The 18,785-nt window shown below is 71.7% G+C and carries 15 protein-coding genes and 1 riboswitch; of the genes, 5 read left to right on the top strand and 10 right to left on the bottom strand.

Features of this window, described 5'->3' with window-relative positions; all coding sequences use genetic code 11:
* Window positions 1-61: 61 nt before the first annotated feature.
* The gene (locus ABZT03_RS10925; protein WP_356036576.1) at window positions 62-916 is read right to left on the bottom strand and encodes a sulfurtransferase; all 855 of its coding nucleotides are present in this window, start codon (window positions 914-916) and stop codon (window positions 62-64) included.
* A 300-nt stretch (window positions 917-1,216) separates the two neighbouring features.
* Between ABZT03_RS10925 and ABZT03_RS10920 the strand changes: the two genes are divergently transcribed.
* Window positions 1,217-2,020 (top strand): VOC family protein, encoded by an 804-nt coding sequence (locus ABZT03_RS10920; RefSeq protein WP_356036573.1) that lies wholly within the window; start codon window positions 1,217-1,219, stop codon window positions 2,018-2,020.
* Window positions 2,021-2,270: 250 nt separating this feature from the next.
* Here the strand turns inward: ABZT03_RS10920 and ABZT03_RS10915 are convergent, their stop codons facing one another.
* The 4 genes from ABZT03_RS10915 to ABZT03_RS10900 all read right to left on the bottom strand — a co-directional run bounded on the left by ABZT03_RS10915 (window position 2,271) and on the right by ABZT03_RS10900 (window position 7,878).
* The gene (locus ABZT03_RS10915) at window positions 2,271-2,936 is read right to left on the bottom strand and encodes a thymidine kinase (protein ID WP_356036570.1); all 666 of its coding nucleotides are present in this window, start codon (window positions 2,934-2,936) and stop codon (window positions 2,271-2,273) included.
* Between the two features lie 46 nt (window positions 2,937-2,982).
* Window positions 2,983-4,182, bottom strand: coding sequence for a nucleotide pyrophosphatase/phosphodiesterase family protein (locus ABZT03_RS10910; RefSeq protein ID WP_356036567.1), 1,200 nt, complete (start codon window positions 4,180-4,182; stop codon window positions 2,983-2,985).
* Window positions 4,182-4,769: a DUF5998 family protein gene (locus ABZT03_RS10905; RefSeq protein WP_356036564.1), complete on the bottom strand. Its 588-nt coding sequence runs from the start codon at window positions 4,767-4,769 to the stop codon at window positions 4,182-4,184. Before ABZT03_RS10905 ends, ABZT03_RS10910 begins: the two co-directional genes overlap by 1 nt.
* A 121-nt stretch (window positions 4,770-4,890) precedes the next feature.
* Window positions 4,891-7,878 (bottom strand): GNAT family N-acetyltransferase, encoded by a 2,988-nt coding sequence (locus ABZT03_RS10900; protein ID WP_356036561.1) that lies wholly within the window; start codon window positions 7,876-7,878, stop codon window positions 4,891-4,893.
* A 176-nt stretch (window positions 7,879-8,054) separates the two neighbouring features.
* Between ABZT03_RS10900 and ABZT03_RS10895 the strand changes: the two genes are divergently transcribed.
* On the top strand, window positions 8,055-8,336 hold the full coding sequence (locus ABZT03_RS10895) for an HPr family phosphocarrier protein (RefSeq protein ID WP_356036559.1): 282 nt from the start codon (window positions 8,055-8,057) through the stop codon (window positions 8,334-8,336).
* Between the two features lie 216 nt (window positions 8,337-8,552).
* On the opposite strand, the gene ABZT03_RS10890 is transcribed toward ABZT03_RS10895, so the two are convergent.
* From ABZT03_RS10890 to ABZT03_RS10875, 4 genes are all read right to left on the bottom strand, one after another.
* Window positions 8,553-9,248: a GntR family transcriptional regulator gene (locus ABZT03_RS10890; RefSeq protein WP_356036556.1), complete on the bottom strand. Its 696-nt coding sequence runs from the start codon at window positions 9,246-9,248 to the stop codon at window positions 8,553-8,555.
* 257 nt (window positions 9,249-9,505) lie between these two features.
* Window positions 9,506-10,270: a M23 family metallopeptidase gene (locus ABZT03_RS10885; RefSeq protein ID WP_356036553.1), complete on the bottom strand. Its 765-nt coding sequence runs from the start codon at window positions 10,268-10,270 to the stop codon at window positions 9,506-9,508.
* Window positions 10,271-10,283: 13 nt separating this feature from the next.
* A riboswitch (cyclic di-AMP (ydaO/yuaA leader) is annotated at window positions 10,284-10,447 on the bottom strand.
* 213 nt (window positions 10,448-10,660) lie between these two features.
* The gene (locus tag ABZT03_RS10880; RefSeq protein WP_356036549.1) at window positions 10,661-12,049 is read right to left on the bottom strand and encodes a pitrilysin family protein; all 1,389 of its coding nucleotides are present in this window, start codon (window positions 12,047-12,049) and stop codon (window positions 10,661-10,663) included.
* A complete protein-coding gene (locus tag ABZT03_RS10875) occupies window positions 12,046-13,398 on the bottom strand; it encodes a pitrilysin family protein (protein WP_356036546.1) in 1,353 nt (450 codons plus the stop codon). The genes ABZT03_RS10880 and ABZT03_RS10875 overlap by 4 nt, the downstream gene beginning before the upstream one ends.
* A 291-nt stretch (window positions 13,399-13,689) precedes the next feature.
* Between ABZT03_RS10875 and ABZT03_RS10870 the strand changes: the two genes are divergently transcribed.
* Entirely contained in the window at window positions 13,690-16,146 is a 2,457-nt protein-coding gene (locus ABZT03_RS10870; protein ID WP_356036544.1) for a DNA topoisomerase IV subunit A, read from the top strand.
* Here ABZT03_RS10870 and ABZT03_RS10865 read toward each other — a convergent pair.
* Complete coding sequence (locus tag ABZT03_RS10865; RefSeq protein WP_356036541.1) at window positions 16,143-17,408, bottom strand: CobW family GTP-binding protein; 1,266 nt, start codon at window positions 17,406-17,408, stop codon at window positions 16,143-16,145. The two genes, ABZT03_RS10870 and ABZT03_RS10865, sit on opposite strands and share 4 nt — an antisense overlap.
* A 319-nt stretch (window positions 17,409-17,727) precedes the next feature.
* Here ABZT03_RS10865 and ABZT03_RS10860 point away from each other — a divergent pair, with 319 nt between their 5' ends.
* Together ABZT03_RS10860 and ABZT03_RS10855 are read left to right on the top strand one after the other, a co-directional pair.
* On the top strand, window positions 17,728-18,294 hold the full coding sequence (locus ABZT03_RS10860; RefSeq protein ID WP_356036538.1) for a DUF6082 family protein: 567 nt from the start codon (window positions 17,728-17,730) through the stop codon (window positions 18,292-18,294).
* A 149-nt stretch (window positions 18,295-18,443) separates the two neighbouring features.
* Entirely contained in the window at window positions 18,444-18,680 is a 237-nt protein-coding gene (locus ABZT03_RS10855; protein WP_356036536.1) for a hypothetical protein, read from the top strand.
* Window positions 18,681-18,785 lie beyond the last annotated feature (105 nt).

Here is an 18,785-nt window from a genome sequence, read left to right as displayed (position 1 = left end):
GGCGGACGGCCCCGCGCGTCGCGCCCTGCCGCGCGCGAGCCGTCCGTCGCGCCGGGGGGCCCTACTGCGGGTCGGCGCCCACCGCCACCGGTCGTTCGGGGTCCGACGACCACTGCGACCACGAACCCACGTACAGCGCGGCCGGGATGCCCGCCACCGCGAGGGCCAGTACCTCGTGCGCGCCGGAGACCCCGGAACCGCAGTACACGCCGACGTCCGCCCCTTCGGCCGCCCCGAGTCCCTTGAAACGCGCGGCCAGTTCCTCCGTGGGCAGGAAGCGCCCGTCCGTTCCCACGTTCTGTGTCGTGGGCGCGGAGACGGCGCCGGGGATGTGACCGCCGACCGGGTCGATCGGCTCCACCTCACCGCGGTACCGCTCCCCCGCGCGCGCGTCGAACAACACACCGGACCGCGCCAGTGCCGCGGCCCCGTCCGCGTCGAGCAACCCCACCGCACCGGGCACGGGTTCGAAGTCACCCGGCGCCACCGACACCGGCGCCGCCGTCTCCAGCGCCCCTTCCCAGGCCGTCAATCCGCCGTCGAGCACTCGCACGTCCGGGTGACCCGTCCAGCGCAGCAACCACCACGCGCGGGCCGCCGCCCAGCCCTGTCCGCCGTCGTACGCCACGACCGGCGTCCCGGACGACACACCCGCCCGTCGCATGGCGGCGCCGAACTCCGCGACGTCGGGCAGCGGATGACGTCCGCCGGCACCGGGAGCGCCCGCGAGTTCCCTGTCCAGGTCGACGTAGACCGCGCCCGGAAGGTGCCCGGCCTCGTAGGCGGCACGGCCGTCGAAGGGCGGTTCACCGGCCGCCCTGGCCACGCTGAGCTGCCAGCGGACGTCGAGCAGTACCGGCGGGTTCTGCCCTGCCAGGTCGCTCTCGAGTTGGGATGCGGAGATGATGGCGTTCATGGTCACCATCCTCGCGCACGGGGTGGCCGCAGCGCCCGGGTCCGGTTACTCTGCTCGGCCGGACAGCTCCGGTCACGAGGCGTACGGGATCGGGCACATGCTGTACAGCCGATCGACATCCGTCGGCAACCGCACCGATGAGGACGAGAGGCCGCACACCCGGCATTCTCCGGTCTCGGATCCCGCATCCGTGCGGCGCGCCCGGAGCGCCTCGCACCGCGCGTGGTGCGAGCATCGGCACAGGGTCCGGACAACGGACGCGACACGGCCACCGCGAGGGGCCGAGAAGAGAGAGTGGCGATGACCGAAGCACGTGGGTCGGCCGGCCGGAACGGCGACACGCACGCTCGGTACGCGCCCGGCACACCCTGCTGGGTAAGTCTGATGGTGCACGGGCTGGAAGCGACCCAGGACTTCTACGGATCGCTGTTCGGCTGGGAGTTCCAGCCCGGCCCGCACCAGCTCGGCCCCTACGTGCGGGCCCTGCTGGACGGCCACGAGGTGGCGGGCATCGGCCAGTTGCCGCCCGACCGCCATCTGCCGGTCGCCTGGACCCCGTACCTCGCCTCCGAGGACGTGGACCTGACCGCTGAAACGGTCCGGCTGTGCGGCGGCACGCTCGGCGTGGGCCCGCTGGACGCGGCGGAGGACGGGCGTCTGGCGATCTGCTCCGATCCGTCGGGTGCCGTGTTCGGCGTCTGGCAGCCGCTGGCCCGCCTGGGCATGACCATCACCGGCGTGCCCGGCGCTCCCGCGTGGAACGAACTGGTGACCGCGGAGACGGCGGACGTCGCCAAGTTCTACGAGGCCGTGTTCGGTTACGCGCAGGAGGCGGAGGGCCCCGACGACCTCGACTACGTGAGTCTGCACATCGAGGGTCGCGCTGTGGCCGGCCTGCACGGAGTGGGCGACGCCCTGCCGCGCGAGCGGGGCCCGCACTGGATGACCTACTTCGCCGTCGCCGACGCCGACGAGGCGGCCGGCCGGCTCGTGGACCTGGGCGGGCACCTCCTGGAGCCGCCCCGGGACAGCGTCCACGGGCGGGTGGCCGCGGTGGCCGACCCCGAGGGCGCCAGGTTCTCGCTGCTGGAGCACCCGCACTGATCCTGACCGGCGCGGGCGGCGGCCGGCCTACGGGCGGGCCGCCGTCCGCGCGATCGCGGTCTAGTGCCGTGACCGGAAAGGTTCACCGGCTCGCGACGCCCGGCACGGCACTCCCCCAGCCTTCGGCCGGGGTACCCCCACGCCGCGTTGTCGCATCACCCGAGTACATCCAGTACGCGGGCGATGCTCCGCCTCGCGACGCACCGCACCGGACGCCGCGAACTTCCGGCAAACCCTTCCGGTCACGGCACTAGGCCGACGACACCGGGAGTATGTCGGGCCTCGGCAGCACGTCCGGCGACAGTGCCGCCGCCCGCGCCGTGGCGGCCGTCATACGGCGCCGGTGGTGCCGGCGGCACAGCACCTCGTAACCGACGGCGTCCGCCTGGTCGACGTCGCCGACGACCACCTGCTCGCCCTCGACGACCATTTCACCGCCCGTCGTACGAGCGTTGTGCGTCGCCCGGGCACCGCACCAGCACAGGGCCTCGACCTGGAGGACCTCGACCCGGTCGGCCAGCTCCACCAGCCGCTGCGAACCGGGGAAGAGCTTGGAGCGGAAGTCGGTCGTGATGCCGAACGCGTAGACGTCGAGGCCCACGTCGTCGACCAGGCGCGCGAGCTGGTCGATCTGCTCCGGTGCCAGGAACTGCGCCTCGTCCGCGATGACGTAGTCCGCGCGGCCGCCCTGTGACAGGTGGTCGACGAGGTAGCCGTACAGGTCCTGCCCGTCCTCGACCTCGACCGCGTCCGTCACCAGGCCGAGCCGGGAGGACAGTTTGCCCTCGCCCGCCCTGTCGTCACGGGTGAAGATCACGCCCACGAGGCCGCGCGCCGAGCGGTTGTGCTCGATCTGCAGAGCCAGGGTGGACTTCCCGCAGTCCATGGTTCCGGAGAAGAACACCAGCTCGGACATGGGAGGTTGAGCACCTTTCGGCAACGGGAGGGGCGGGAGTAAGACGTCAGGAGCGTACTTCGAGCAGCGGGACGAGCTGCTCGGCAGGGGTCATCGAGCCGTGGTTGCCGACCATCGCCGACTCCTTGGGCTCCCGCTCGGAGGCGATGATCAGGACGTCGTCGCGCGCGGCGGCGACCACGTCGCCGATACGGTCGTACACCCGCGCGTCGCATCCGTCGGGCGGCCCGAACCAGCCGGCCGCGATCGCCTCGTCGCGCGAGGCCACCCAGAACTGCTCGCCGAGGACCTCGCGCCAGCAGGTCAGGACGTCGCTCGCGGCGCCCGGTACGGCGTAGACGTGGCGGGCGCGGCCCTCGCCGCCCAGCAGGGCGACCCCGGCGCGCAGCTCCCAGTCCTCGTCGAAGTCGATGCGGTGCTCTTCGTCGAAGGGCACGTCGATCATGCCGTGGTCGGCGGTGACGTACAGCGCGGTGCGCGGCGGCAGCTGCTCGGCCAGCCGCTGGACGAGGCGGTCGACGTGCATGAGCTGCCCGCGCCAGGAGTCCGAGTCCACGCCGAAGCGGTGTCCGGCGCCGTCGAGTTCGGCGTAGTACGTGTAGACCAGGGAGCGGTCGCCCGCGGCCAGTTGTTCGGCCGCGAGGTCCATGCGCTCCTCGCCGGTCAACCGTCCGTGAAACGTTCCGCCACTGAGCGCGACCTTGGTCAGCGGGGTGTTCTGGAACGTGGGCGAGGACACCTGGGCGGCGTGCACACCGGCCGCGTCGGCCAGCTGGAAGACGGTGGGGTACGGCTGCCAGGCGCTCGGCGACGTCCACGGCTGCCAGCGCAGCTGGTTCATCAGGGCGCCGGTCTCCGGGTTGCGCACGGTGTACCCGGGCAGACCGTGCGCGCCGGGCGGGCGGCCGGTGCCGACGGAGGCGAGGGAGGTCGCGGTGGTCGCCGGGTACCCGGTGGTCAGGGGGCGCCCGGTGCCGCCGCGCGAGCTGGCGAGGAGCGAGGTCATGAAGGGCGCCTCGTCCGGGTGGGCCCGCAGCTGCTCCCAGCCGAGCCCGTCGATCAGGAAGACGCAGTTGCGGTCAGCCGCGGTCAACTCGGTGATCGCGGCGGTCATTCCCGGTACGGCCATGCCCGCCGCCAGGGTGGGCAACAGGTCGGCGAGGGAACCGGAGCCGTACTCCGGGACCGGCGCGGAGTCGACGGCGAGGGGTTCCGGGAGGTGGTCCCAGGCGGTGGGCTGCGCCATCAGCGGGGCACGTCCGCGGTCGCTTCGGAGATGGCCTGCGCGAAGGTGAGGGCCTGGCGGACCGTCTCCGGGCCGTCCCCCGCCTCGCTGACCCGCAGGCTGAGGTCGTCCGCCGTGGAGCTGCCCGTGTAGCCGTGGTCGGCCTCGCAGTCGGGGTCGCCGCAGGCGGCCGGCTCCAGGTCGATCCGGGAGACGGCGCCCCAGCCGATGGTCAGCACGATCTCGCGGGGCAGCGTGCCCGGCGTGTACGACTCCGGGTTGGCGACCACGCGGCTGACCACGACCGACGAGATCCGGCCGATCTTCACCGACTCGGTGGACGTGGTGGCGTACGGCGTGGGAGAGGTGCTGTCCGCGGCCTGCTCGTCGGTGTGGCTGACGATGAAGCGGTTGCCGGTGAGGACGAGCACGGTCACATGCCGGCGCACCTCGTTCTGGTCGAACGTCGTCTCCTGGTGGACCAGGTACGACCGGACGGGCTCGCCGCCCACGGCGGCCTCCACCGCCTCGGCCACGAGGGCCGGGTAGTAGCCGCTGCGCTCGATCGCCGCACGCAGCCCCTGGGTCGTCGTACTGGTCTTGGCCATGACGTCCATCCTACGGTGGCGCACTGACTGCGAGGCACCGCTCCGTACACAGGAAACGTCGCTAAGTGCGTAGCGCGGCCGGTCGGTGGGCGGTCCGCAGGGCCGTTCCACGGCCGGCCGGTCAGTAGACCGGGAGGGTGCGCGGGCCCAGGTCGTCGCGGGCGGGCGGCGGGGCCAGACGCACGGAGGCGCCGAGCACGCTCAGGCCGCGCGGGGCGACCACGATCGGCTCCAGGGTGATCGCGACGACCTCGGGATGGTCGTCGACCAGCCGCGACACCCGTAGCAGCAGCTCCTCCAGCGCGGGGGTGTCGACCGGCGTCGACCCGCGCCAGCCGAACAGGAGCGGAGCCGTCCGGATCGATCGCACCAGCGAGGTCGCCTCCCGGTCGGTGACCGGAACCAGCCGGTGCGCCATGTCCCCGAGCAGTTGCGAGGCGGCGCCGGCGAGCCCGAAAGACAGCACCGCTCCGGCCGCCGGGTCGATGACCGCGCGTACCACCGTGTCCACCCCGCGCGGGGCCATTCCCTGAACGACCGGACGCAGCTCCTCCGGCTTGCCGAACAGTTCCGTCAACTCGGCGTATGCGCGGCGCAGTTGCTCCTCGTCCGCGAGGTCCAGCCGTACGCCGCCGAGGTCGGCGCGGTGTCGCAGGTGCGGGGCGGTGGCCTTGAGGGCGACGGGGTAGCCGAGGGTGCGGGCGGCTTCGGCGGCGGCGTCGGGAGTGGGCGCGGGCAGCGCGCGGTGCACCTGGACGCCGTAGGTGGCGAGCAGGTCGCAGGTCTCGTCGGGGCCGAGGGTGCGCCCCTCCCCGCGCGCGAGGAGCCCGCTGATCAGGCCGGCGGCCCGCCTCTCGTCGATGTCCTCGTACTCGGGGACCCTGCCTGGCTCGGCGGCCTCCCGCCGCCACTGCGCGTACCGCACGGCTTCGGCGAGGGCCCGCACCGCGCGTTCCGCCGCCGGGTAGGCCGGGATGAGCCGGGAGCACGACTGGGCCGCACCGTCGGGAACGGGCGCGGTCGGGGATTGCGCGGGTGACGGCGCCGTGGCGCGCGCGGACGGGGGTGAGGGCGTGCCGGAGTCCGGTCCGGGTGCCGTTCCGGCGGCGGAGGACCGCGCGGGGCCCACGGTGAGGGGCTGGGCGGGGTCGCCGGACGAGGGGCGTGCAGGGTCCGCGGCCGTCGGTCGGTCCGTGGGGCGGGAGGCGGAGGCCGGTGCCACGCGGGCGGGCGGGCCCGCCTGCGGGGCGGTACTGGCCGCGGCCGACAGCGCCTCGGCGAGGCCGCCGAGTTCGACGTGGACCACCAGCACCGGCTTCCCGGGAACCTCGTCGGCGGCCGCCCGCAGGGCCTCGGCCAGGGCGGCGTCCCCCGCTGACCCCTCCCCCACCGCCGGGATGGCCGTCACGACCACCGCGTCGCACGCGTCGTCCGTCAGCGCGCGCGACAGCGCCGAGCGGAAGTCGTCCGGAGACGCGCCCGTCGTCAGGTCCAGCGGGGTCAGCGGCCTCAGCCCCTCGGAAAGACACGCGTCGTAGGTCAGCAGCCCCAGCGACTCGGAGTTCCCGAGGATCGCCACCCGGGGCCCGGCCGGCAGCGGCTGCCGCGCGAGCAGCAGGCCGGTGTCCACCAACTCGGTGATCGTCTCCACCCGGATCACCCCGGCCTGGCGCAGCAGCGCGGACACCGTCGCGTGCGGCAGCCGCGTCGCGCGTACGGCGTGTCCCTGCGGTGCCGATCCGGCGCCCTGCACCACCACCAGCGGTTTCGCCGCGGCCGTGCGCCGCGCGAGGCGGGTGAACTTACGGGGGTTGCCGATGGACTCCAGGTACATGAGGGCGACGTCGGTGTCCGGGTCGTCGTACCAGTACTGGAGGACGTCGTTGCCGGAGACGTCGGCCCGGTTGCCGGAGGACACGAAGGTGGACACGCCCGTCGTGCCGGTGACGCCTCCTCCGCGCCGGTGCAGACGGGACAGCAGGGCGATACCGATGGCACCGGACTGTGCGAACAGCCCGATCCGCCCCGGCCGCGGCATCTCGGGAGCGAGGGAGGCGTTGAGCCGGATCCGCGGGGAGGTGTTGATGATCCCGAAGGCGTTGGGCCCGATGATCCTCATCCCGTACGCGCGCGCGTGCCGCACGAGTTCGCGCTGGCGCTCCCGTCCCTCGGGGCCGCTCTCGGCGTATCCGGAGGAGAGGACGACGAGACCCTGCACCCCGTGCGCGCCGCACTCGGCGACGGCCTCGGGCACCTGCTCGGCGGGCACCGCGACGACCGCGACGTCGACGCGCCCGTCCACGTCACGCACCGAGCGGTGGGCGGGGATGCCGTCGAGTTCCTTCTGCTCCTCGGGGAACGCCTTGTTCACGGCGTAGAGACTGCCGGTGAAACCGGCGTCCTTGAGATTGTCGAGGACACTGCGGCCGACGCCCCCGGGGGCACGGCCGGTTCCGATGACGGCGACCGAACCGGGGGCCAGCAGCCGCCCTACCGAGTGCGCCTCGGCGCGCTGTTCCCGCGCGCGCTGCACGGCCAGTGAGCGGTCGGTGGGTTCGAGGTCGAACTCCAGGTGGACGACGCCGTCCTCGAAGCTGCGTTTCTGGGTGTAGCCGGCGTCCGTGAACACCTTGATCATCTTGGTGTTGGCGGGCAGCACCTCGGCGGTGAAGCGGCGGATGCCGCGCTCGCGCGCGACGGCCGCGATGTGTTCGAGGAGCGTGGAGGCGACACCGCGCCCCTGGTGGGCGTCCTGCACCAGGAAGGCGACCTCTGCCTCGTCGGCGGGCACCGAGGCTGCCATGCCGTCGGGGCCGATGCGGTCGTAGCGTACGGTGGCGATGAACTCGCCGCCGATGGTGGCCGCGAGTCCCACCCGGTCCACGAAGTCGTGGTGCGTGAAGCGGTGGACGTCCTTGGCGGACAGGCGAGGGTAGGGCGCGAAGAAGCGGTAGTACTTCGACTCGTCCGACACCTGCTCGTAGAAGCTGACCAGGCGCTCGGCGTCGTCGACGGTGATGGGCCGGATGCGCGCGGTACCCCCGTCGCGCAGCACCACGTCGGCCTCCCAGTGAGCGGGGTACTCGTGCCGGTCCGGCGAGGTCTGCATGGGCCCCAGAGTACGGCTCGCGTACGACAACGGCGCGAGGCAGTCTGTGCAGGACGGACGTCGGACCGAGGCCGCGGTCCGAGGTCACCGGGGGGCGGGACGACACCCTCCCCGGGCATGCTTCACCATATGGGAAACTGGTCTAGACAACCCTGAGCACTGAAGGGCAGCATCACATGGCTGAGCGCCGCGTCAACGTCGGCTGGGCGGAGGGCCTCCACGCCCGCCCCGCCTCCATCTTCGTCCGGGCCACCACGGCCACAGGTGTCCCCGTGACGATCGCCAAGGCCGACGGCAACCCCGTCAACGCGGCCTCCATGCTGGCTGTCCTGGGCCTGGGCGCCCAGGGTGGCGAGGAGATCGTCCTCGCCTCCGACGCGGAGGGCGCGGACGCCGCGCTCGACCGCCTCGCGAAGCTGGTGGCCGAGGGCCTCGAGGAGCTCCCCGAGACCGTCTGAGCACCTTCGCCCCACAGCACGCAGCCGCGTCGGCCTTTCCGGTCGGCGCGGCTGCGTCGTTTTTCCGGTACCGGAGGATGCTTTTACCGCGCGCACGGTTCACGTCTCCGTCACGGACATGCAAATGCCGCAGGCGCGGAATTCACCGGCACACACGGAAAAGGGCAGCAGAAATACCGGCCGCCGAATTGCACTTCTTTGTATACGGTGCCCGTGTTAATGCCGCAGACCCGACATGTTTACGGGAGGTTGCGAGTTCCTCACACGGTCGGAGCGGTCGCCGCCCGCGCCGAAACGCAGCCGGTGCGCGGTCGTCGCGCGCTCCGTGTGCAGTGCCGTGACCGCTCGCGCCCGCTCGCTGTCGCCGCGCGCCACGGCGTCCACGATCGCGCCGTGCTCCGCCCAGGAGTCCGCCGGGTCGGCGGGCGCGTCCACCACGAACATCCAGGCGATCTTGTGGCGCAGCTGGGTCAGCATCGACGTCAGCGCCGGGCTGCCGGACGCCTGGGCGAGCGTCTCGTGGAACCAGCCTCCCAGGGAGCGCAGGTCCTCGCTGTTGCCCCGCCGGGCCCGCTCCTGGCCCAGCCTGACCAGGCCGCGCAGCACCTTGAGGTGGGCCTCGGTACGCCGCTGCGCGGCGCGTGAGGCGCCCAGCGGCTCCAGGAGCATGCGCATCTCCAGGAGGTCGGCGCCCTCCTGCTCGGTGGGTTCCGCGACGCACGCGCCCGCGTGCCGCCGGGTCACCACGAACCCCTCGGCCTCCAGGGTGCGCAGGGCTTCGCGGACGGGGACGCGGGAGACGCCGTAGCGGCGGGCGAGCAGTTCCTCGGTGAGGCGGCTGCCACGCTCGTAGACACCGGCGACGATGTCGTCCCGGATCGCCGTGCACACCGAGTGCGCCGGAATACGCATGACCGACCTCCGCCTTAATCCCCGTGAAACGTCGATGATTGACGCTTGTCCAGTGACTCTATTGCAATGAGCGGGAATTTCCGACGGCGGGCCGGAATCCATGGATATTTTTTGGACAGAGGGGGGTCGGAAACGCCGAAAGCCCCGGCTGGAGAGCCGGGGCTTCGGGAAGTACCGCCGTCCGCCGTGGGACGGTCAGCGCTCGCGGGGGCCGCTACGCGCCGCTGACGGCGGTACGGCCTGCGTGGCGGCCGGTGTCAGACGCTCACGCCGTGCGACCGGAGGTAGGCGACCGGGTCCATGTCCGAGCCGTACTCCGCGGTCGTGCGGGCCTCGAAGTGCAGGTGCGGGCCGGTGGCGTTGCCGGTCGCGCCGGACAGGCCGATCTGCTGGCCGGGAGTGACCGTCTGGCCCACCGAGACGCCGATGGACGACAGGTGGCCGTACTGCGTGTACGTACCGTCAATCATCTTGATCACGACGTTGTTGCCGTAGGAACCGCCCCAGCCGGCCTCGACGACCGTGCCCGAGCCGACCGCGTGCACGGACGTGCCGCTCGCCGCGTGGAAGTCGATGCCGGTGTGGCTGCCGGAGGCCCACAGGCCGCTGCTGGCCTGGTAGCCGGTGGAGACGTAGGAGCCGGTGACGGGCAGCACGAAAGTGTTGAGACGCTTGCGCTCCGCCTCGCGCGCGGCACGCTGCTTGGCCTCGTGGGCCCTCTCGGCGGCTGCCGCGGCCTCCTTGCGCGCGGCGGCCTCGGCGGCCTCCCTGCGCGCGGTGTCCTCGGCGGCCTGCTGCTGGGCGACCGCCTGGGCGTCGATCTTCTGGGCGAGCGTGTCACCGATGGTGATGACCGGGGTGAGTCCGGTCTGCTCGACGGAGGGCTCCGCGGCGAGCGCGGGAGCGGCCAGGGTGCCGACGACACCGGTGGTGGCGAGCGCGGCGACGCCCGCCGCGCGAACGGTGGTGCGGTGCATCCGGCTGGGACGACGGTGCTTCCCGGCGGCGCGGGTGAACGCCATGAAGTGGTGGGTCCTTTCCTTCCTTCTCGCCTACCGGGTTAGCTGACGGGTTCGGAGCAGGAAGGTCTCCTACGGACCCCCTCGCTTGCGCGCGGGCGTCCGATTCACCCCAGGGACACATGGTGGGTCCCCGGCTCCCCTGGCTCGCGCCGTACGGGGACTCGGCGATGACTGCCCGGTGCCGCGGATGCGGCGCGGTGCCTGACGGACAGCCGGCATGACGCTAGACGCGGCTGCTTTCAATCCTCAAACGGATCACGCTTTTTGTAGCGCACGCCACAGGCCAGACAGGAGTGCACTCCCTCAATTCGGACATACGGCGGCCCTGACGACTCCTCAGTCACCAGGGCCCCGTAGGCGTGTCCGGCCGTCGGCCGGCCGGCCGGTCCGCTACTCGGCGGAGACGACGGTGACTTCGCCGATGCCGAGAGCCTCCACGGGCTCCTTGATCTGGGCCGCGTCACCGACGAGGACCGTGACCAGACGGTCCACCGGGAAGGCGCTCACGACCGCCGCCGTGGCCTCCACCGTGCCGGTCGCGGCGAGCTGCTGATACAGCGTCGCCTGGTAGTCGTCGGGCAGGTGCTGCTCGACCTGGTCGGCCAGCGTGCCCGCGACGGCCGCCGCGGTCTCGTACTTCAACGGCGCCACGCCGACCAGGTTCTGTACGGCGACATCGCGCTCGGCGTCGGTGAGCCCGCCCTCGGCGAGCGTGCGGAGCACGGTCCACAGGTCCTGGAGAGCGGGACCGGTGTTGGGCGTGTCGACGGAGCCGCTGATCGCGAGCATCGCGGCACCGGTGCCGTCCGGGGCGGAGCGCAGCACCTGGCCGAACGCCCGCACGCCGTAGGTGTAGCCCTTCTCCTCGCGCAGGACGCGGTCCAGGCGGGAGGTGAGGGTGCCGCCGAGGCAGTAGGTGCCCAGCACGCGCGCGGGCCACACCCGGTCGTGCCGGTCGGGACCCACGCGGCCGATGAGCAGCTGCGTCTGGACGGCACCGGGACGGTCCACGATGACGACCCGGCCCGCGTCGTCGGCGGTCACGGGCGGCACCGGCCGGGGCTCGGCCTGCGAGCCGGTCCAGGCGCCCAACGTGTCGCCCAGCAGCGCGTCGAGGTCGATGCCGGTGAGGTCACCGACGACCACGGCGGTCGCGGTGGCGGGGCGGACGTGCTTCTCGTAGAAGGCGCGTACGGCCGCGGAGTCGATCGCGGTGACCGTCTCCTCGGTGCCCTGGCGCGGGCGCGACATGCGCGCGGTGGCCGGGAACAGCTCCTTGGAGAGCTCCTTGGCGGCCCGACGGGAGGGGTTGGCCAGCTCGTGCGGGATCTCGTCGAGCCGGTTGCGGACGAGGCGTTCGACCTCGCTGTCCGCGAACGCCGGGGCCCGCAGGGCGTCGGCGAGCAGGTCGAGTGCCTTGGGCAGGCGGGAGACCGGCACTTCGAGGCTCAGGCGGACACCGGGGTGGTCGGCGTGCGCGTCGAGAGTGGCGCCGCAGCGCTCCAGCTCGGCGGCGAACTCCTCGGCGGAGAGCTTGTCGGTGCCCTCCGAGAAGGCGCGGGCCATGATCGTGGCGACGCCGTCGAGACCGGCCGGTTCGGCGTCCAGAGGCGCGTCCAGGAGCACCTCGACGGCGACGACCTGCTGGCCGGGGCGGTGGCAGCGCAGGACCGTCAGGCCGTTGTCGAGCGTCGCGCGCTCGGGGGCCGGGAACGCCCACGGCCGCGCCTCGCCGGCCTGCGGCTGGGGGTGGAAGTCCATCGTGGCGAGCTCGGTCACTTGGCCGCCTCCTCGTTCTCGTCCTCGTCAGCCTGGTTATCGGTGCCCTCGGTGGGCTCGTAGACCAGCACGGCCCGGTTGTCGGGGCGCAGCCGGGCCTTGGCGACCTCCTGGACCTCCTCGGCCGTCACCTCCAGCACGCGCTGCACGGCGGTCAGGGCGAGCTGCGGGTCGCCGAACAGGACGGCGTAGCGGCACAGTTCGTCGGCGCGGCCGGCGACCGTGCCGAGCCGGTCCAGCCACTCGCGCTCCAACTGGGCCTGGGCGCGCTCCATCTCCTCGGGCGTGGGCCCCTCCTCGGCGAACCGGGCGAGCTCCTCGTCGATGGCGGCCTCGATGACCGGCACCTCGACGTCACCGGAGGTCTTCACGTCCAGCCAGCCCAGGGAGGGCGCACCCGCCAGCCGCAACAGACCGAAGCCGGCCGCCACAGCCGTACGGTCGCGCCGTACGAGCCGGTTGTAGAGGCGGGAGGACTCGCCGCCGCCGAGGACGGTCAGCGCCAGGTCGGCCGCGTCGCACGCGCGCGTGCCGTCGTTCGGCAGCCGGTAGGCGGCCATCAGGGCGCGCGCCGGGACCTCCTCCTCGACGACCTCGCGCAGCTGCTCGCCGAGGGTCTCGGGCAGCGTGCCGTCGCGCGGGGCGGGCTTCCCGTCGTGGGAGGCGATGGAACCGAAGTACTTCTCGACCCAGGCGAGTGTCTGCTCCGGGTCGATGTCGCCGACCACCGACAGGACCGCGTTGTTGGGCGCGTAGTAGGTACGGAAGAACGCGCGCGCGTCCTCCAGCGTCGCCGCGTCCAGGTCGGCCATGGAGCCGATCGGCGTGTGGTGGTAGGGGTGGCCCTCCGGGTAGGCGAGGGCGGTCAGCTTCTCGAACGCGGTGCCGTAGGGGACGTTGTCGTAGCGCTGGCGGCGCTCGTTCTTCACGACGTCCCGCTGGTTCTCCATGGACTCGTCGTCCAGGGCCGCGAGGAGGGAGCCCATGCGGTCGGCCTCCAGCCAGAGGGCGAGCTCCAGCTGGTGGGTCGGCATGGTCTCGAAGTAGTTGGTGCGCTCGAAGCTGGTGGTGCCGTTGAGTGAGCCGCCCGCGCCCTGGACGAGCTCGAAGTGGCCGTTGCCCTTGACCTGGCCGGAGCCCTGGAACATCAGGTGCTCGAAAAGGTGAGCCAGGCCGGTACGGCCCTTGACCTCGTGGCGCGAGCCGACGTCGTACCAGAGGCACACCGCCGCGACCGGGGTCAGGTGGTCCTCGGAGAGCACCACGCGCAGGCCGTTGGCCAGGCGGTGCTCTGTCGCTGTCAGGCCGCCGGAGCCTGCCTGCGCTGTGGCCGTGTGACCCATGGGCATGTCGTCCCTTCGATCGCGGATGCGGTCGTCGAATACCGCGGTTTTCCTGCTGTCCTGCCACTGTATGCAAGCGTGCGGAGCGTCGGCGAAGTTCCCGGGCGACATACGCCCACAGCGGATCGCGTAGCCTGCGGGCAGTCGTGCCGCACGGCGGCACCTGTTCCGAAGCAGCGGCACCTGTGAACGCCGGGCCGGGGGCCCGGCATCGGGTCCTGGTCCGCGTTGTCAGTGCCGCGGTCCACAATGGTCCGCGTCAGATCCCGTTCACGCTTGAGCAAGGAGCCGGCAGCGATGGCCCGCCGCAGCACGAAGACCCCGCCGCCCGACGACTCGTACGAGGAGAAGATCCTCGACATCGACGTCGTCGACGAGATGCAGGGCTCCTTCCTCGAGTACGCGTACTCGGTCATCTACTCCCGAGCCCTGCCGGACGCCCGCGACGGCCTCAAGCCGGTGCACCGCCGCATCGTCTACCAGATGAACGAGATGGGGCTGCGCCCCGACCGCGGGTACGTGAAGTGCGCCCGTGTCGTCGGCGAGGTCATGGGCAAGCTGCACCCGCACGGCGACGCGTCGATCTACGACGCCCTGGTCCGCATGGCCCAGCCGTTCTCCATGCGGGTGCCCCTGGTCGACGGCCACGGCAACTTCGGCTCCCTGGGCAACGACGACCCGCCGGCCGCCATGCGGTACACCGAGTGCAAGGCCGCCGAGCCCGCGAGCCTGATGACGGAGTCCATCGACGAGGACACGGTCGACTTCGCCCCCAACTACGACGGCCAGGAGCAGGAGCCGGTGGCCCTGCCGGCCGCCTTCCCCAACCTCCTGGTGAACGGCGCGTCGGGCATCGCGGTCGGTATGGCCACCAACATGCCGCCGCACAACCTCGCCGAGGTCATCGCCGCCGCGCGTCACCTGATCCGCTACCCGAACGCCGACCTCGACGCCCTGATGCGGCTCGTCCCGGGCCCCGACCTGCCCACGGGCGGCCGCATCGTCGGCCTCTCCGGCATCCGCGACGCGTACGAGACGGGCCGCGGCACCTTCAAGATCCGGGCGACGGTTTCCGTGGAGACGGTCACCGCCCGCCGCAAGGGTCTCGTCGTCACCGAGCTGCCCTTCACGGTCGGTCCCGAGAAGGTCATCGCCAAGATCAAGGACCTGGTCGGCGCGAAGAAGATCCAGGGCATCGCCGACGTCAAGGACCTCACCGACCGCGCGCACGGCCTGCGCCTGGTCATCGAGATCAAGAACGGCTTCGTGCCGGAGGCCGTCCTGGAGCAGCTCTACAAGCTCACGCCGATGGAGGAGTCCTTCGGCGTCAACAACGTGGCACTGGTGGACGGCCAGCCCCTCACGCTGGGCCTCAAGGAACTCCTGGAGGTCTATCTCGACCACCGCTTCACCGTCGTACGCCGCCGCTCGGAGTTCCGCCGCGGCAAGAAGCGCGACCGCCTGCACCTGGTCGAGGGCCTGCTCACGGCACTGCTGGACATCGACGAGGTGATCCGCCTCATCCGCTCCAGCGACAACTCCGCGCAGGCGAAGGAACGCCTGATGGAGCGCTTCTCCCTCTCCGAGATCCAGACGCAGTACATCCTGGACACGCCGCTGCGCCGCCTCACCCGGTTCGACCGGATCGAGCTGGAGTCGGAGAAGGAGCGGCTGAACGCGGAGATCGCGGAGCTGACCCGGATCCTCGACTCGGACACCGAGCTGCGCAAGCTGGTCTCCGCCGAACTCGCCGCGGTCGCCAAGAAGTTCGGCACCGAGCGGCGCACGATCCTGCTGGAGTCGGCGGGCACCACCGTGTCGGCCGTCCCCCTCCAGGTGGCCGACGACCCGTGCCGGGTGCTCCTGTCCTCGACGGGACTGCTGGCCCGTACGGCGAACGGCGACCCCTTCCCGGAGGACGCCGACGGCAAGCGCACCAAGCACGACGTGATCGTCTCGGCGGTGCCGACGACCGCGCGCGGCGAGGTCGGCGTGGTCACCTCGGGTGGCCGCCTGCTGCGCCTGAACGTGGTCGACCTGCCGCAGCTCCCGGACACCGCTGCGGCACCGAACCTCGCGGGCGGCGCGCCGCTGGCGGAGTTCGTGTCCCTGGAGGGCACCGAGACCGTGATCTGTCTGACCACGCTCGACGAGTCGTCGCCCGGACTGGCGCTCGGCACGGAACAGGGCGTCGTCAAGCGCGTGGTCCCCGACTACCCGTCCAACAAGGATGAGCTGGAGGTCGTCACTCTCAAGGAGGGCGACCGGATCGTCGGCGCGGTCGAGCTGCGCACCGGCGAGGAGGACCTCGTCTTCATCACGGACGACGCGCAGCTGCTGCGGTTCCAGGCCTCCCAGGTTCGTCCCCAGGGCCGTGCGGCGGGCGGTATGGCGGGCGTCAAGCTCACCGACGGCGCCAAGGTCATCTCGTTCACCGCTGTCGACCCGGCCGCGGACGCGGTGGTGTTCACCGTCGCCGGTTCGCGCGGCACCCTCGACGACTCCGTACAGACGACGGCCAAGCTGACCCCGTTCGACCAGTACCCGCGCAAGGGCCGGGCGACCGGCGGCGTCCGCTGCCAGCGCTTCCTGAAGGGCGAGGACTGCCTGTCCCTGGGCTGGGCGGGTCCCGTTCCGGCGCGCGCCGCCCAGAAGAACGGCATGCCGGCCGAACTCCCGGAGATGGACCCGCGGCGCGACGGCTCGGGCGTGTCCCTGGCGAAGACGGTGTCGGTGGTGGCGGGACCGCTCTAGTCAGCGCTGGTCGGACCCCTCTCGTCGGTGGTGGCCGAACCGCTCCAGAGCCTCCCCGCGGTGCCGCCCCACTCCTCGGGGTCCGACATCTCGAAGTCCGGCTCTTCGGGGTCCTGTACGTAGCGCAGGACGCCCCACATGCCGTGCTCGTCGGCGTGCGGGGCGTCGCTTCTGCACCCGTCGAGCTCCTTGCCGAGGGCGGGCACGTCGATGCCGGAGCCGATGAGCACGAGCTGCGTGAGCTGGTCCCCGGCGGCCGGCCACGCCTGCGGGTAGAAACGCAGGAACCGCCCGACGGCGTGGACGTCGTACCGGTTGCCGGGATCGTGCGGTCCGAAGTCGACGTGCCCCTTGATCCGGTACAGCCCTTCCGGCCTGCTGTCGAGAAACCGCATCAGCCGACGCGGATCGAGCGGGACGTCGGAGGTGAAGGACAGGCTGTCGTAGGCGGTGTGCAGGTGATCGCCGTGCGCGTCTTGTCCGGCGTGCCCGTCGTGGGCGGTGGGCTCGCCGCGGGTGGTGAGTGGGGTGGGCGCGGTGTCTGCGGGACGGTCGGTGGGCGCGGCGGGCTCATCGCGCTCGGGCAGGTCGTCGAAGGACAGTTGCCCCACGCGCTCCTCGCTCGGCCGGCAGTCGAAGAGGAACTCCGGATCGATACGGCCGTAGGTGGCGGGGACGACCGCGGCCCGGTCGGTGAGGGACCGCACCAGGCCGAGGATCCGCTCCGGCTCCGGTGCCCGGTCGAGTTTGTTGACGACGACGAGGTCGGCGAGCGCGAGATGCCGGTCGACCTCGGGATGCCTGACCCGGGTGTCGTCGAACTCGGCGGCGTCGACGACCTCGACGAGACCGCCGTACACGATTCCCGGGTGCTCGCTGGCGAGCACCATGCGCACGAGTTCCTGCGGCTCGGCGAGACCGCTGGCCTCGATGACGATGACGTCGATGCCGGCGGTGGGCCGGGCCAGTCGCTCCAGGTAGACGTCGAGTTCGCCGGCGTCGACGGCACAGCACAGGCACCCGTTGCCGAGCGAGACGGTGGAGTCGCCGAGCGCGCCCGCGACGGCCATCGCGTCGATCTCGATGGCACCGAAGTCGTTCACGAGGGCGCCGATACGGCTGCCGCCGCTGCGGTGGAGGAGATGGTTGAGGAGGGTGGTCTTGCCGGAACCCAGGAATCCGGCGAGGACGACGACGGGGATCTGCCGCCGGTGCGGGCCGGAACCGGGACTGGCGCTCGAATGCGGACTCGACTGACTCAACGTGCGACCTCTCACGCCCACGCGTGCACCGGCTCACGGTCCGGCACACGTACGAAGATTGAATGCCGACACAGGATACGAGCGGGAAGAATCTCCGCGAAGTGAACGATTGTTAGCAGCCTTTGCTGGGCAGACGTTGGGCAGGCGCCGGAGTGTGCGACCCTCGCTTCCCTCTGTGCGCCTCCTCTCCGCCTCCCCGCCGATCAGAGCCGCTCGGCACCATGGGAGACGGCAAGCGCCGCCCACCGCTCGCCGGTCCCCATCAGTCGACCCGCACCCCGACGACCGGCGGACGGCCGCCTGATTCCGGGGGTTTGACATGGCCACACAGAAGAACGCAGCGGGGAGGGCAGGCTCAACCGCTCTGAGCCTTGCGCTCGCCGCCGCCACGATGGCACTGGCGGCCCGGCAACGGCGTCAGGAAGCGGCGCGTCTGGCGGAACAGCGCCTGGAGGAACGGCGCCTGCAGCTGGCGGAGTTGACGATCCGGCGTACCGCCCTGGCCCATCAGCAACTCATGCACTGGGAACTGCTCGCCCGGGCCATCGACGACCCCTCCCTGGCCGCGGTGATCGACACCTGGGACAAGAGCATCCCCGTGGAGCGGCGTCGCCAGTTCTTCTACGCCAACGCCTGGTACGTCCATCTGTTCCACCTGTACCAGGCGGGCCTCGTGGACCGGGAGGAGCTGTACACGCGTCTGCGTGAGTTCTTCCAGAGCCCCCTCTTCCGTGAGTACTGGAGGGCCTCGAAGACCCAGCGGGCGGCTTTGAACCAGTCGTCCGAGGAGGCATCGATCGGCCACATGGTCGACGGACTCGTCTCGGACCTCGACGAGGCCGACACGGACGAGTGGTGGGTGGTGGGAACGCCTCCGACGGACTGACGACCCCGGCCCTCCCAGGCGCACGAACCGGTCAACCCTTCAGCATCACGACACACCTGAGCGACTTTTGTGGATGTCGGCCACGGACACCTCTTGAATCCCTTACCTTCTGCTCAGCACTGTGCCCACACCCTAAGGACCGGTAACTCTTGAAGATCGTGCGCCGCATCGGTGTGCCCCCGAGCGCCCGTGGCAGTAGCTCAGGATCCACCTGCCCGGACGTGTTCGAACTCAGTGACGGAAACTTCGCCGTGATCGGCACCGAGGCCACCGAGGCGCTGGACGGTGAACTGCCTGCGGACGCCGGGCGCGCCGACTACGAACGCATTGTCATCGTGAGCAGGGAGACGCTGATCCGCGCCAAGGCGGACATCCCCGACGCCTGACACCACCGCACGAGCACGAGTCCACCCCGACCCGTCCCGTCCCACCCCCCGAGCGCACGAAACCGTTGAGCGAGTCGGGCACCACATAGCGAGCAGCCCGGCACC

The sequence above is a fragment of the Streptomyces sp. NPDC005574 genome (genome assembly GCF_040605435.1).
Lineage (GTDB): Bacteria > Actinomycetota > Actinomycetes > Streptomycetales > Streptomycetaceae > Streptomyces.
Note: the sequence above shows the minus strand (reverse complement) of the source record. Positions and strands in the feature narration are given on the sequence as shown.

Bases quoted from the DNA above. Each gene is read 5' to 3' on its own strand.
- ABZT03_RS10900 (WP_356036561.1), bottom strand. From the start codon at position 7,878: ATGCAGACCTCGCCGGACCGGCACGAGTACCCCGCTCACTGGGAGGCC.
- ABZT03_RS10910 (WP_356036567.1), bottom strand. From the start codon at position 4,182: ATGGCGCAGCCCACCGCCTGGGACCACCTCCCGGAACCCCTCGCCGTC.
- ABZT03_RS10920 (WP_356036573.1), top strand. From the start codon at position 1,217: ATGACCGAAGCACGTGGGTCGGCCGGCCGGAACGGCGACACGCACGCT.
- ABZT03_RS10870 (WP_356036544.1), top strand. From the start codon at position 13,690: ATGGCCCGCCGCAGCACGAAGACCCCGCCGCCCGACGACTCGTACGAG.
- ABZT03_RS10905 (WP_356036564.1), bottom strand. From the start codon at position 4,769: ATGGCCAAGACCAGTACGACGACCCAGGGGCTGCGTGCGGCGATCGAG.
- ABZT03_RS10915 (WP_356036570.1), bottom strand. From the start codon at position 2,936: ATGTCCGAGCTGGTGTTCTTCTCCGGAACCATGGACTGCGGGAAGTCC.
- ABZT03_RS10860 (WP_356036538.1), top strand. From the start codon at position 17,728: ATGGCCACACAGAAGAACGCAGCGGGGAGGGCAGGCTCAACCGCTCTG.
- ABZT03_RS10895 (WP_356036559.1), top strand. From the start codon at position 8,055: ATGGCTGAGCGCCGCGTCAACGTCGGCTGGGCGGAGGGCCTCCACGCC.
- ABZT03_RS10925 (WP_356036576.1), bottom strand. From the start codon at position 916: ATGAACGCCATCATCTCCGCATCCCAACTCGAGAGCGACCTGGCAGGG.
- ABZT03_RS10890 (WP_356036556.1), bottom strand. From the start codon at position 9,248: ATGCGTATTCCGGCGCACTCGGTGTGCACGGCGATCCGGGACGACATC.
- ABZT03_RS10875 (WP_356036546.1), bottom strand. From the start codon at position 13,398: ATGCCCATGGGTCACACGGCCACAGCGCAGGCAGGCTCCGGCGGCCTG.
- ABZT03_RS10885 (WP_356036553.1), bottom strand. From the start codon at position 10,270: ATGGCGTTCACCCGCGCCGCCGGGAAGCACCGTCGTCCCAGCCGGATG.